The 12,671-nt window shown below is 69.8% G+C and carries 9 protein-coding genes and 1 riboswitch; of the genes, 2 read left to right on the forward strand and 7 right to left on the reverse strand.

Annotated elements, in window-relative coordinates; translation table 11 throughout:
- Positions 1-2: 2 nt before the first annotated feature.
- From KCH48_RS10420 to KCH48_RS10440, 5 genes are all read right to left on the reverse strand, one after another.
- Positions 3-968, reverse strand: coding sequence for a GlxA family transcriptional regulator (locus KCH48_RS10420; RefSeq protein ID WP_210572355.1), 966 nt, complete (start codon positions 966-968; stop codon positions 3-5).
- A 218-nt stretch (positions 969-1,186) separates the two neighbouring features.
- Entirely contained in the window at positions 1,187-2,200 is a 1,014-nt protein-coding gene (locus KCH48_RS10425; protein ID WP_210572357.1) for a ribonucleotide-diphosphate reductase subunit beta, read from the reverse strand.
- Positions 2,200-4,548, reverse strand: a complete 2,349-nt coding sequence (locus KCH48_RS10430; protein ID WP_210572358.1) for a ribonucleoside-diphosphate reductase subunit alpha — start codon at positions 4,546-4,548, stop codon at positions 2,200-2,202. The genes KCH48_RS10425 and KCH48_RS10430 overlap by 1 nt, the downstream gene beginning before the upstream one ends.
- Before the next feature lie 143 nt (positions 4,549-4,691).
- Positions 4,692-4,774: riboswitch (cobalamin riboswitch) on the reverse strand.
- A gap of 78 nt (positions 4,775-4,852) precedes the next feature.
- Positions 4,853-5,359, reverse strand: coding sequence for a GNAT family N-acetyltransferase (locus tag KCH48_RS10435; protein ID WP_210572359.1), 507 nt, complete (start codon positions 5,357-5,359; stop codon positions 4,853-4,855).
- A 71-nt stretch (positions 5,360-5,430) separates the two neighbouring features.
- A complete protein-coding gene (locus tag KCH48_RS10440; RefSeq protein WP_210572360.1) occupies positions 5,431-6,093 on the reverse strand; it encodes a CHAP domain-containing protein in 663 nt (220 codons plus the stop codon).
- Positions 6,094-6,239: 146 nt separating this feature from the next.
- Here KCH48_RS10440 and KCH48_RS43185 point away from each other — a divergent pair, with 146 nt between their 5' ends.
- The gene (locus tag KCH48_RS43185) at positions 6,240-10,196 is read left to right on the forward strand and encodes a helix-turn-helix domain-containing protein (protein ID WP_210572361.1); all 3,957 of its coding nucleotides are present in this window, start codon (positions 6,240-6,242) and stop codon (positions 10,194-10,196) included.
- A 103-nt stretch (positions 10,197-10,299) separates the two neighbouring features.
- The gene (locus KCH48_RS10450; RefSeq protein WP_210572362.1) at positions 10,300-10,599 is read left to right on the forward strand and encodes a hypothetical protein; all 300 of its coding nucleotides are present in this window, start codon (positions 10,300-10,302) and stop codon (positions 10,597-10,599) included.
- A gap of 82 nt (positions 10,600-10,681) precedes the next feature.
- Here KCH48_RS10450 and mctP read toward each other — a convergent pair whose 3' ends face one another.
- Together mctP and KCH48_RS10460 are read right to left on the reverse strand one after the other, a co-directional pair.
- Positions 10,682-12,310 carry a monocarboxylate uptake permease MctP gene (gene mctP, locus KCH48_RS10455; protein WP_210572363.1) on the reverse strand — a complete coding sequence of 543 codons (1,629 nt, stop codon included), beginning with the start codon at positions 12,308-12,310 and terminating at the stop codon, positions 10,682-10,684.
- Entirely contained in the window at positions 12,307-12,561 is a 255-nt protein-coding gene (locus tag KCH48_RS10460; protein WP_210572364.1) for a DUF3311 domain-containing protein, read from the reverse strand. The genes mctP and KCH48_RS10460 overlap by 4 nt, the downstream gene beginning before the upstream one ends.
- Positions 12,562-12,671 lie beyond the last annotated feature (110 nt).

Consider the following 12,671-nt stretch of genomic DNA (forward strand, 5'->3'; position numbering starts at 1 on the left):
CGTCAGGCCGCTTCGGGGCCCCGGAACGTCCGCCGGTAGGCCTGCGGGGTGGTCCCGATCGACCGTACGAACTGATGGCGCAGCGCGGCCGCGGTACCGAACCCGGTGCGGGCCGCGATCGCGTCCACCGTCTCGTCCGTCGCCTCCAGCAACCGCTGGGCCAGCAGCACGCGCTGGCGCAGGATCCAGCGGTAGGGAGTCGTGCCGGTCTCCTGCTGGAAGCGGCGGGCGAAGGTGCGCGGCGACATGTGTGCCCGCGCGGCGAGCTGCTCGACGGTGACCTCCTCGTCGAGATGCTCCTCCATCCAGACCAGCACCTCACCGACCGTGTCGCACTGCGACCGGGGCAGCGGCCGGTCGATGAACTGGGCCTGCCCGCCGTCCCGGTGCGGCGGTACGACCATGCGCCGGGCGATGGCGTTGGCGACCTCCGGCCCCTCGTCCTTGCGCACGATGTGCAGACAGGCGTCGATGCCGGCGGCCGTGCCCGCCGAGGTGATCACCGGGTCCTCGTCCACGTACAGCACATCGGGCTCGATGATCGCGCGCGGAAAGCGCCGGGCCAGTTCGTCCGCGTGCCGCCAGTGCACCGTGCACCGTCGCCCGTCGAGCAGCCCGGCGGCACCGAGGACGAAGACGCCGGAGCAGACGCTGAGCACCCGGGCACCCCGGTCCGTGGCCCTGACCAGGGCGTCGAGCAGCTCGTCCGGATAGTCCCGGCCGATGTAGTCGCTGCCTGCCGGTACGGCGATCAGATCCGCCTCGTCGAGCCGCTCGAGCCCGTGCGGTGTGGAGACCGTGAACCCGGGGACATGGGTGCGCAGCGCGGGGCCTTCCGCCGAGACGACCGCGAAGTCGTACACCGGCAGCCCCTCGTCGCTGCGGTCGAGGCCGAAGACCTCGCAGACCACACCGAGTTCGAAGGGATGAACTCCGTCGAGCAGGGCGACGGCGACGTTCTTCAGCATGCTGCCAGTGTGCCACCGCCGCTGGCAGTAATTCGAGGGTGTATGACAGTCCTGCCACTGTCAGGAGTGTCCTGCCAGTACGAGACTTACCGCATGAACACTTTCCTCGAACTCATGGCCCTCGTGATTCTCTTCTCCCTCCTCGGCGGTCCGGCGCTCGTGGGTGCGATCCACGACCGCCGGATCGACCGACAACTGAGGGAGGCGGAACGGAAGACTCAGAAGTCCTCGTCCAGGTCGACGGTGCCCTCCACTGCCACCTGGTACGCCGAAGGACGCCGCTCGAAGAAGTTGGTGAGTTCCTGAACCCCCTGCAACTCCATGAAGGAGAAGGGGTTCTCGGAGCCGTACACCGGCGCGAAACCGAGGCGGCTGAGCCGCTGGTCGGCGACGCACTCCAGGTACTGCCGCATCGATTCCGTGTTCATCCCCGGGAGGCCGTCACCACACAGGTCGCGCGCGAACTGCAGCTCGGCCTCGACGGCCTCCCTCAGCATGTCGGTGACCTGCTGCTCGAGCTGGTCGTCGAAGAGCTCCGGCTCCTCCTTGCGGACCGTGTCGACCACGTCGAACGCGAAGGACATGTGCATCGTCTCGTCGCGGAACACCCAGTTGGTGCCGGTCGCGAGGCCGTGCAGCAGACCCCGGCTGCGGAACCAGTAGACGTACGCGAAGGCCCCGTAGAAGAACAGGCCCTCGATGCACGCGGCGAAGCAGATGAGGTTGAGCAGGAAGCGGCGCCGGTCGGCCTGTGTCTCCAGGCGCTCCAGCTTCTCGACCTCGTTGATCCACTTGAAGCAGAACCCGGCCTTCTCGCGGATGGACGGGATGTTCTCCACGGCGTCGAACGCGGCGGCCCTGTCCTGAGGATCGGGGAGGTAGGTGTCCAGCAGCGTCAGATAGAACTGGACGTGCACGGCCTCCTCGAAGAGCTGCCTTGAGAGATACAGGCGCGCCTCGGGGGAGTTGATGTGCTTGTAGAGCGTCAGCACCAGGTTGTTGGCGACGATCGAGTCACCCGTTGCGAAGAAGGCGACGAGTCGGCCGATCAGGTGCTGCTCGGCGGGCGTGAGCTTGGCGAGGTCGGTGACGTCCGAGTGGAGGTCGACCTCCTCCACGGTCCAGGTGTTCTTGATGGCGTCCCGGTAGCGCTCGTAGAAGTCGGGGTAGCGCATGGGGCGCAGGGTCAGCTCGAAGCCCGGGTCGAGGAGATGCTGGTTACGGGTGGTCATTACTGGCATGCCTCGCAGGACTCGGGGTTTTCCAGGGAGCAGGCGACAGCGTCTTCAGAGGTCACCTGCTGGACGGGGACCGTCGCCTGTGCGGCGCGGGCGATGCGGGTCGCCGGGCGGGAGCGCAGGTAGTACGTCGTCTTCAGGCCGGACTTCCAGGCGTACGCGTACATCGAGGAGAGCTTGCCGATGGTCGGCGTCTCCAGGAAGAGGTTCAGGGACTGGGACTGGTCCAGGAACGGGGTCCTGGCAGCCGCCATGTCGATAAGTCCACGCTGCGGGATCTCCCACGCCGTGCGGTAGAGCCGTCGTACGTCCTCGGGGATCCAGGCGAAGTCCTGCACCGAACCGTTCGCCTCGCGCAGCGCCTCGCGGGTACGGGCGTCCCAGACGCCCAGCTCCTTCAGTTCGTTCACCAGGTACGAGTTGACCTGGAGGAACTCGCCGGACAGGGTCTCGCGCTTGAAGAGGTTGGAGACCTGCGGCTCGATGCACTCGTACACACCGGCGATGGAAGCGATGGTCGCGGTGGGCGCGATGGCCAGGAGCAGCGAATTGCGCAGGCCGACTTCGGCGATGCGTTCGCGCAGGGCTGCCCAGCGCTCGGGCCAGTTCAGCTCGACGTCGTAGTGGTCGGGGTGCAGGACACCCTTGGCGGTACGGGTCTTCTGCCAGGCGGGGAGGGGGCCGTTGCGCTCGGCGAGGTCGGCGGAGGCCTCGTACGAAGCCAGCATGACGCGCTCGGCGATGCGGGTGGAGAGGGCCTTGGCCTCGGGTGAGTCGAAGGGCAGGCGCAGCTGGAAGAAGACGTCCTGGAGGCCCATCGCGCCGAGGCCCACGGGGCGCCACTTGGCGTTGGACCGGCCCGCCTGCTCGGTCGGGTAGAAGTTGATGTCGACGACGCGGTCGAGGAAGGTGACGGCGGTGCGGACGGCCTCGTCCAGCCGCTCCCAGTCGATGTCGCCGTTGTCCACGAACGCGCCGAGGTTGACCGACCCCAGGTTGCACACCGCCGTCTCGCCGTCGTCCGTGACCTCCAGGATCTCCGTGCAGAGGTTGGAGGAGTGGACGACATGGCCGGGCTCGGCGGTCTGGTTGGCGGTGCGGTTGGCGGCGTCCTTGAAGGTCATCCAGCCGTTGCCGGTCTGCGCGAGGGTGCGCATCATGCGGCCGTACAGGTCACGGGCCGGGATGGTCTTGCGCGCGAGCCCCGCGGCCTCCGCCTTCCGATAGGCGGCGTCGAACTCCTCGCCCCACAGGTCGGTCAGTTCGGGCACGTCGGCGGGGGAGAAGAGGGACCACACGCCGTCCGCGTTCACCCGGCGCATGAACTCGTCCGGGACCCAGTGCGCGAGGTTCAGATTGTGCGTACGGCGGGCGTCCTCACCGGTGTTGTCGCGCAGCTCCAGGAACTCCTCGATGTCCAAGTGCCAGGTCTCCAGGTACACCGCCGCCGCGCCCTTGCGCCGGCCGCCCTGGTTCACGGCGGCGACCGAGGCGTCCAGGGTCTTCAGGAACGGGACGATGCCGTTGGAGTGCCCGTTCGTGCCGCGGATCAGTGAACCGCGGGCGCGGATGCGGGAGTAGGCGATGCCGATGCCGCCCGCGTGCTTCGAGAGGCGGGCCACCTGGTGGTAGCGGTCGTAGATGGAGTCCAGCTCGTCCTTGGGGGAGTCGAGGAGGTAGCAGGACGACATCTGGGGGTGCCGGGTGCCGGAGTTGAAGAGGGTGGGGGAGGAGGGGAGGTAGTCGAGGCGGCTCATCAGCCTGTAGAGCGCGGCGACTTCGTCGACGGAGCGGGCGGTGTCGTCTTCGGCGAGACCGGCGGCCACGCGCAGCATGAAGTGCTGGGGCGTCTCGATCACCTTGCGGGTGATGGGGTGCCGGAGGAGGTAGCGGCTGTGCAGGGTGCGCAGGCCGAAGTAGCCGAAGCGGTCGTCGGCCGCACGGTCGATCAGGTGGTCGAGGCGGGCCGTGTGCAGCCGTACGAACTCGGCGGTCCGGTCGGCGATGAGGCCCTCGCGGTGGCCGACGGCGACCGACTCGGAGAACGACGTGACACCCTGCGAGGCCGCCTCGGCGGCGATGCCGATCGTCAGGAGACGGGCGGCCAGCCGGGAGTACACGGGGTCCTCCGAGATGAGGCCGGCCGCGGCCTCGGTGGCCAGCTCGCGCAACTCCGACTCGTCTGCCCGGGCCGACTTGCCGCGCAGCGCGGCGGCGGCGACCCGGCCGGGGTCGGCGTCGGGGAGGTCGGCGGTCAGCTCGGTCAGGGTCCGCAGCAGTACGGTTCCCGGACCGTCGGTGTCCTGGATCGCTGAGGCCGGTTCGGCTGGCGCGATGGTCACGTGGGGCTCTCCCTCGCTCGGCACGGGGCCTTGCGGAGGGCAGGGGGCAGCACACGAGCGCACACGGCGTCGCGTCCACCGGCCCATTCCACGAGGCCCGGACGTCGGGCGCACCGGCCGGGTGGCCGGGCGCGCTGTCGGCAGGTCCTCGGACTGACTCCCATACGTGTATGAACACGCATGAGTACACCGTTGCGGGACAGTTCCGGATTCGCACCGGATTCCCCTGCGGCGACAGCGAGCATGAGCATACATCTTGTGCCGGGCTCCGGTGACACCCCTACATGTTGTGTCGAGGTCGGCTTCAGAGCGTCAACTGATAAGTGAGGAGAGTGAACTCGGGCCGCTCCGCGATCGGGTTCCAGTCGCGTTCCCGGGCTCGGGTGAAGCCGAGGCGTTCGTAGATGCGGTGGGCGGCATGCATCGAGGGCTGCGTCGACAGGACCATGCCGGTGCAGCCGTCCGTTGCCTTCGCCCGCTCGACGCACGCGCGGACGAGGGCCTCTCCGGCGCCCCTTCCGCGGGCCGCCCGGGCCACGGCCAGCATGCGGATCTCCGCCTCTCCGGGGCGGGCCAGGTCGGCCATGGGGCCACCGGACGGTACGAAGGTGACTCCGCCGAGGAGTTGGTCGCCCTGCGCGGCCACGAGCACGTCGGCCGCCGCCGCTCGCTTGGCCACGTCCTTCAGCTCACCCAGGTACCAGTCGCTGTCGCCGAAGGTCAGGAGGCCGTCCTGGAGGTATGCCTGGGCTGTGATGTTGCCGAGGGCTTCGTATTCGGTGGGTTCTACGGGCCGGATCACTATGTCCATGCAGGTGAGTGTGCCGTACAGGTACGACTGCGGGCCGCCGGATTTCTCCGGCGGCCCGTCCGGTCGGCGCGCTACGAGCGAGACGCGAACCCGCGTACCTTCAGTGCGCTGTTGCCCGGGATCTTGGGACCCTCGGCGCCCACCCAGCGGTACTCGCGCCTGGTGATGCTGTCGGACTTGTAGCCCGCGTTGCCCTCGATCGTGGTGATCGTCCTGCCGTCGCTTCCGCCGACGGCCACGACCACCGCGACATGGCCCCTGGGGGCGCGGGAGTTGTGGTTGTGCCACACGATCACGTCACCGCGCTGCGGAGGCTGCCCGGGTCGGTAGGCGTGGAACCGGCTGCCGACGCCGGTCTCCCAGGCCCACGACGACTTGTAGTTGGCCGGCGTCGCTGCCTTGTTGTTCCACAGCGCGGCGGCGAAGTACCCGCACCAGGCATCGCCGTTGAAGCCGTTGTACTCGTTGAGGTTCTTGCCGCCGAGGTAGTTGTCGTGCCGTGCGTCGCCCGGCTTGCTGAGCTTCTTCGGGCCGTTCCTGGTCACCTTGTACCAGTGTGCGGTGGTGAGGGCTCGGTAGGCGCGGTCCACGATGGCCTGCCGGATCGGGCTGGGTGCGGCGGCCACCGTGGGCGCGGTCGCGGCGGCCGGGGTGGATGTGGTGAGCGCGGGTGCGACGAGCAGGCCGGGAAGCAGGGCCGTCGCGGTGAGGACACGCGCTGCGAGGCGGTTCATGGCAGACCTCCGGTGAGGATGGACGTACGGATGGGAGAGGGCGCACAACCCGCGTCTTCGTGTGACGCGGTGAGCCCGCTGAACGCGCCGTCACTCCAGGTAAGTTGGCGAACCCGGAGAGCGACGACTGATGACAGGTGTAGCAGGTGCGACAGGGGTCGGACGAGGCTGAAGAGGGGGTTGCCGGTTGCCAGGACGAGCGGCAACAGGCAACAGACGGGGACGGCGGCGGGCAGGGGAGCCGGGACGGCACCGGGGGAAGCCGCGGAGCCGGCGGGTACGGGGCCGAGGTGCGGCGCCTGCGCGAGAGGGCCCGGCTCACCCAGGAGGCACTGAGCAAGGAAGTCCGCTACGACAAGGCGCACATCAGCAGGATCGAGAACGGCCGGGCGGCGGGCAGCTCCACGCTCGCCCAGGCCCTGGACACGTACTTCGAATGCGACGGTCTCCTCGTGGCCCTCCACGAACGCGAGGTCGTCCGCAGTGGCCGGAAACCTCCCGCGCCTCGCAACCCCGAGGGCGACTGCCCGTACCGCGGCCTCGCCCCCTACACCGCGTCCTGGGCCCACCTTTTCCGGGGCCGCAGTGCCGCGGTCGACGACCTCCTCGCGGGCCTCGACCGGCGCGGACCAGACAGCGGGCCGTACATGGTCGTGGCCCCGTCCGGCGCCGGTAAGACCTCGCTGCTCAGGGCGGGCCTGGTGGCATCCCTCGCGGCCGGGCGGCTGCCCGGCTCAGCGGACTGGCCGGTGGTGGAACTCACCCCGGGCGACCGCCCCTTGGACCGCCTGGCCCAGTCCCTCGCCAAGGCCGTCGACGCCGACCCGGAGCGGGCACTCGCGGCGGTCCGTTCCTCCGCCCGCGCCTGCGCGGACCTGCTGGCCGGCGCGGACCCGAAGGCCGGGAAACGCCCCGCCGAACGCCCGTACCGCACGCTCATCCTCATCGACCAGTTCGAAGAGGCCTTCGCCCAGTGTGAGGACGCCGAGCAGCGGTTGGCCTTCTTCGGACTCCTCTGCGAGCTGTCCGCGCTGCGTGACGCGTCCGGCGACCCCGCCGTCCTGGTCGTCCTCGGACTGCGCGCCGACTTCTACGGCCGCTGCCTGGAGCACCCCGGACTCGCCGCGGCCCTGCGCGCCGCGCCGTTCCTGCTGGAGCCCATGACAGAGGCGGAACTCCGCCAGGCCGTCACCGAACCCGCCGAGGAAGCCGGGCTGGTCGTCGACGACTCCCTCGTCGAGGTCCTCCTGCACGAACTCGGCGCCTTCTCCACTCCCTGGGCGAGGGAGGGCGGTTACGCCCCGGGCGCCCTGCCCTTGCTCTCCCACGCGCTGCGTGTCACCTGGATGCACCGCGAGGGCAACCACCTCACCACGGCCGCCTACCGCAAGTCCGGCGGCATCCGTAAAGCACTCGCCCTCTCCGCCGACCAGGCCTACGAGGCGCTCACCCCCCAGCGGCGGCGCATCGCCGAGCACGCCTTCGTCCGCCTCGGCCGCCGCGACGACCTGCACGACACGACCCGGCGGCGGATCAGCCGTGCCCGGCTGCTCGATCTGCTGCCGGGCGACGAGACCGAGGCCGCGGCGGTCCTGGAGGTGTTCGTACGCGAACGGCTGCTGACCATCGATGCCGAGCCGGACGGGGAGGTCACCGTCCAGATCGCCCACGAGGCGCTGCTCGGTTCCTGGCCCAGGCTGCGGCAGTGGCTCACCCACGACCAGCTGATGGGGGAGGTGCGGCACGGCCTGTCGGAGGCGGCCGTGCAATGGCAGGACAACGGCCGCGACAAGGAACTGCTGCTGGTCGGCGGGCAGTTGGCCCGTGCGGTCGTCTGGGCGGAGGAGAACGAGGACGAACTCGGGCCGCTGCAGCGGGAGTTTCTGCGGGTCAGCAGGGAGCGGGCGCGGCGCAGAGCGCGGCGGAAGAGGCTGCGGATCCAGATCCTCGCGCTGCTCGTCGTGCTGGCTCTGGCGCTGGCCGCGCTGTGGGTGCAGTCCAAGGGGAGCGCGAACAGGGCGGAACAGCTGCGGACCTCGTCCACCTACGCCATGCGGTCCTCGTCGCTGAACCAGAGCGAGCCGACGCAGGCCGCCCGGCTCGCGGTAGCCGCTTTCACCGCGCGCGACACCGACGAGAGCCGCAGCGCCCTCCTCAGTAGCGCTCAACCACTCTGGAACGACCGTGTTGTCCCCGCCGGCACCCCCGTCTCCGCACTCACCTACGCGGCTGACGGCCGAACCGTCGCCTGGGGCGGGGACGACGGAAGGATCTACCAATGGCACCCGGCCAGGGACCCTGATGCCGCCGATGCCCGCTCCCGCCCGCGTATCAACGGGACCAGCGGCCAGATCGACTCGCTCTCCTACAGCCGGGACGGGCGTCAGCTGGCGGTCGGCTACGACGACGGCTCCGTCTGGTTGGTCTCCGGAACCGCACCGGCCCGGCCGCTGCTGGCGCGGCACCAGAACCCCGACCACGGCGACACCGACCTGCGCGTGACCTTCAACAGCGACGGCACCCGTCTCGCGGCCGCGGGCGTCGACGGACGTGTCCGGATGTGGCGGATGCCGGGCGCCGACCTGCTCTGGGAGAAGACGCCCACGGGCAAGGACGTACCCGGGCCGGTCCGCGCCCTCGCGTTCAGTCCCGACGGCCGCAGCCTGGCGGCCGGCGGCGGCAGCGACGAGACCGACCGGAGCCAGTCGTCGCGCAGGGTCCTGCTGTGGGACGTGGACAGCGGCGAAGTGACCGCCCGGCTCCCCGGCCACCCGAAACGGTCGGTGCGCTCCCTCGCTTTCACCGCCGACGGGCGCGACCTGGTCGGCGGCAGCTTCGACGGCACCGTACGCGTCTGGGACGTACGGCGTGCACAGGTGAGGAAGACGTACGTCACCCACGGCGACTCGGTGATGGCGGTGGCCGTGGGCGAGGACGGCACCCTGGTCAGCGGCGCGCAGGACAACACCGCGCAGATCCGCGACCTTCACCGGCCCGACGCCGAACCCCTCACCCTCACCGGTCACACCGGCCCGGTCAACGCGGTCGCCCTGTCGCCGGACGGCGGGACCGTCGTGACGGGCGGCGAGGACAGGACGCTCCGGGTCTGGACCCTGGCTGACAGCCCGGTGAGCACAGCAGACGGTCCCCTCACCGCGCTGGCCCGCTCGCCGCGGGACGGCGGGGGGTACGCGACGGGCGACGCCGAGGGCAACGTCCTCCTCTGGGACGACCGTGCCCGTAGCCCGCGCCGCAGCCTTCCCGCGTCCGCGCGGGAGGTGACCGACCTCGCCTACGACCCGAAGGGGGATCTGCTTGCCGTTGCGAGCGCGGACCACGGCGTCACCCTGTGGCGAGTCGCGGACGGCAAGCGCGTACGCGAGTTCGACGGGCACACCCGTGAAGTGCTCGCCGTCGCCTTCGACCGCACGGGAAAGAGGCTGGTGACCGGTGGCTGGGACAGCACCCTGCGCGTCTGGGACGTCAGCAACGGGCACGAAGTCGCGCAGCGCTGGGCCACGGACCTCTGGGGCCTCGCACTCACCACGAGGGGGACGCCCCTGCTCGCCTCCAGCGGCCAGGACAACGCCGTCACCCTGCGCACATGGCCGGACCTGCACGTGCGGAGGCCGTCGCCCCGCACGAGCACCGACTCGGTCTTCGACCTGGCCTTCAGTCCCGAGGGGACCTTCCTCGCCTCGGCCGGCCGGGACCACGTCGTGCAGATCTGGGACGTGCGCGAGCGCCGTACCGTGGCCCGACTGTACGGTCACACGGCCCCCGTCCTGCGGGTCTCCTTCTCGAAGGACGGGAACCGGCTGGTCAGCGCGGGGCGAGACGGCTCGGTGCGCGTCTGGCAACGCAAGGGGAGCCGCTGGGAGTTGTACGCCGCGCTGCGTGGCCCGACCGGTCAGGTGCGCGGTGCCGTCTTCGCCCCGGACGGCGACAGCGTGCTCAGCGCCAACGAGGACGGCACCCTGCGCCGTTGGGATCTCGACCCGGAGGGCGCGCTTCGCCGTATCTGTTCCGTGGTCGGTCCGGGGGAGCGGCGCGAGTGGAGTGCGCTGACGAGCTCGGACGAGGACACCAGGCCCTGCCGGTGAACCGTGGCGTGGTTCAGGGCACGTGGTTGCCTGTGCGTTGCCTGCGGACTGGCATCACGGCAACCTCGCCGGGTGCCACCGACCGGCCGAAACGAGCCCTGCCATGTCCCGTGCCCAGAACCGGAACACCACGACGGAACCTGAGGACGCGCCTCCTCCCGATGACGACACCGACGCCGTCCCGGACACCGACCGCACCCCGGACGGCAGGCGCACGCGGCTGGGCCGTCTGTGGGAGCCCGCGGTGTTCCTGCTGGTCATCATGGCCACGATGGTGGTGGCGGTGCTGTCCGACGCCGGAACGGTTCAGTCGCTGGCCGGTATCGTCTGTGCCGTCTGTGCCGTCTGTGCCGTCTGTGCCGTCTGTGCCGTCTGGCAGTTGCTGCGAGGCAGGCGGCGATGAGGGCCCGGTTGTCCGGCATACGAAGGGTCGTCGCAGGGCTTCCGGAGCTCTGCGACGACCCTTGGGCGGCCAGTCGGTGATGTCAGTGCGCGGCCCCCGCCGTAGCCGGCGGTAGTTCCGTCTTGACTCCCGGGTCGCCCGCCTCGCCCGTGTAGTCCTCCGGGCTTGTCTGGTCCACGCCCTCGGGGGCCTTCATCGCCTTCAGGGCGAAGGTGAGGACGACCGTCACCAGCAGGTTCAGGATGAACGCCGTGAGGCCGATGTAGCCGATCTCGCCGATGCCGGGGATCTCCTTGTTGGAGCCGCCGAAGTGGTCCTGGGTCGGGGAGGCGACGCCGTACGCGGCGACCGTGCCGTAGATCATGCCGACCGCCCAGCCGGCGAGCAGGGCCCAGCGGTGGAACCAGCGGGTGAAGAGGCCGCCGACCAGGGCCGGGAAGGTCTGGAGGATCCAGATGCCGCCCAGCAGTTGGAAGTTGATCGCCACCGTCTTGTCCATGGTCAGGACGAAGACCAGTGCGCCCACCTTCACCAGCAGGGACACCAGCTTGGAGACCTTGGTCTCCTGCGCCGGCGTGGCGTCCGGCTTGATGAAGTCCTTGTAGATGTTGCGGGTGAAGAGGTTGGCCGCCGCGATGGACATGATCGCCGCCGGCACCAGCGCGCCGATGCCGATCGCCGCGAAGGCCACGCCCGCGAACCAGTCGGGGAACATGGTCTCGAACAGCTGCGGGATCGCCAACTGGCCGTTCTCCACCTTGATTCCGGCCGCGATCGCCATGAAGCCGAGCAGACCGAGCAGGCCCAGCATCAGCGAGTACAGCGGCAGGATCGTGGAGTTGCGGCGGATGACGTCACGGCTGCGGCTGGAGAGCACGGCCGTCACCGAGTGCGGGTACATGAACAGCGCGAGGGCCGAGCCGAGGGCCAGGGTCGCGTACGTCCACTGGGTCGCGTCGCCCGGCACCGTCGCACCGCGTGGCGCGCCCGTCGCCGGGTTGGTCTGGCTGAACGCGGCGCTCGCCTTGGCGAAGATGTCGTCGAACCCGCCCAGCTTGATCGGGATGTAGATGACCGCGACCGCGATGACGATGTAGATCAGCGCGTCCTTCACGAACGCGATCAGCGCCGGCGCCCGCAGACCCGAGGAGTACGTGTACGCGGCCAGCACGCCGAAGGCGATCAGCAGCGGCAGGTCCTTGATGAACCAGTTGGTGTCCTCGCCGCCGCCGACGCCCATCACGTCAAGGACGGCCTGGATGCCGACCAGTTGGAGCGCGATGTACGGCATCGTGGCGAGGATGCCGGTGACGGCGACCGCCAGCGACAGCCCCTTGGAGTCGTAGCGGCCCCGGACGAAGTCCGACGTGGTGACGTAGCCGTGCTTGTGCGAGACCGACCACAGCCGCGGCAGGAAGACGAACATCATCGGGTAGATGAGGATCGTGTAGGGCACCGCGAAGAAGCCGGCCGCGCCCGCCGCGTAGATCGCCGCCGGTACGGCGACGAAGGTGTACGCCGTGTACAGGTCGCCGCCGAGCAGGAACCAGGTGACCCAGGTGCCGAACGAGCGCCCGCCCAGGCCCCATTCGTCCAGGGTCTGGTCGTTCGCGGCCCTGCGCCAGCGCGAGGCCAGGAAGCCCATGACCGTGACGGCCACGAAGAAGAGGATGAAGACGGCGAGTGCGACGCCGTTCACGCCGTCCTTCACTTTCCGGCACCCCCCTTGCGTGCCCGCTGGTCACGCTGCCACAGCTTGTACGCGACCATCGTCAGCACGGTGGAGAGGACCACCCAGGCCATCTGGTACCAGTAGAAGAACGGGATGCCGATGAAGGCCGGGTCCTCCTTCGCGTACGAACCCACCCACAGCATCGCCACGAAGGGCGCGAATAGGCAGAGCGCGATGACGACCCTGGCGGGTGTCACCGTCCCTCTGTTCACTTCCGATGTTTGTGACATCCGCCGGCTCCGTCCCCTCACTGATCACCTGTGTAACGCGCAGGCAATCTAGGTCACGGTGTCGCGAAAGCGGAAGTCCCCGTCCGCATTCCGGGCGCGATCCTCACCGG

Origin of the sequence: Streptomyces sp. GESEQ-4, assembly GCF_017948455.1 — a bacterium.
Lineage (GTDB): Bacteria > Actinomycetota > Actinomycetes > Streptomycetales > Streptomycetaceae > Streptomyces.

Bases quoted from the DNA above. Each gene is read 5' to 3' on its own strand.
- KCH48_RS10420 (WP_210572355.1), bottom strand. From the start codon at position 968: ATGCTGAAGAACGTCGCCGTCGCCCTGCTCGACGGAGTTCATCCCTTC.
- KCH48_RS10425 (WP_210572357.1), bottom strand. From the start codon at position 2,200: ATGACCACCCGTAACCAGCATCTCCTCGACCCGGGCTTCGAGCTGACC.
- KCH48_RS10435 (WP_210572359.1), bottom strand. From the start codon at position 5,359: ATGGACATAGTGATCCGGCCCGTAGAACCCACCGAATACGAAGCCCTC.
- KCH48_RS10440 (WP_210572360.1), bottom strand. From the start codon at position 6,093: ATGAACCGCCTCGCAGCGCGTGTCCTCACCGCGACGGCCCTGCTTCCC.
- KCH48_RS10450 (WP_210572362.1), top strand. From the start codon at position 10,300: ATGTCCCGTGCCCAGAACCGGAACACCACGACGGAACCTGAGGACGCG.
- KCH48_RS10460 (WP_210572364.1), bottom strand. From the start codon at position 12,561: ATGTCACAAACATCGGAAGTGAACAGAGGGACGGTGACACCCGCCAGG.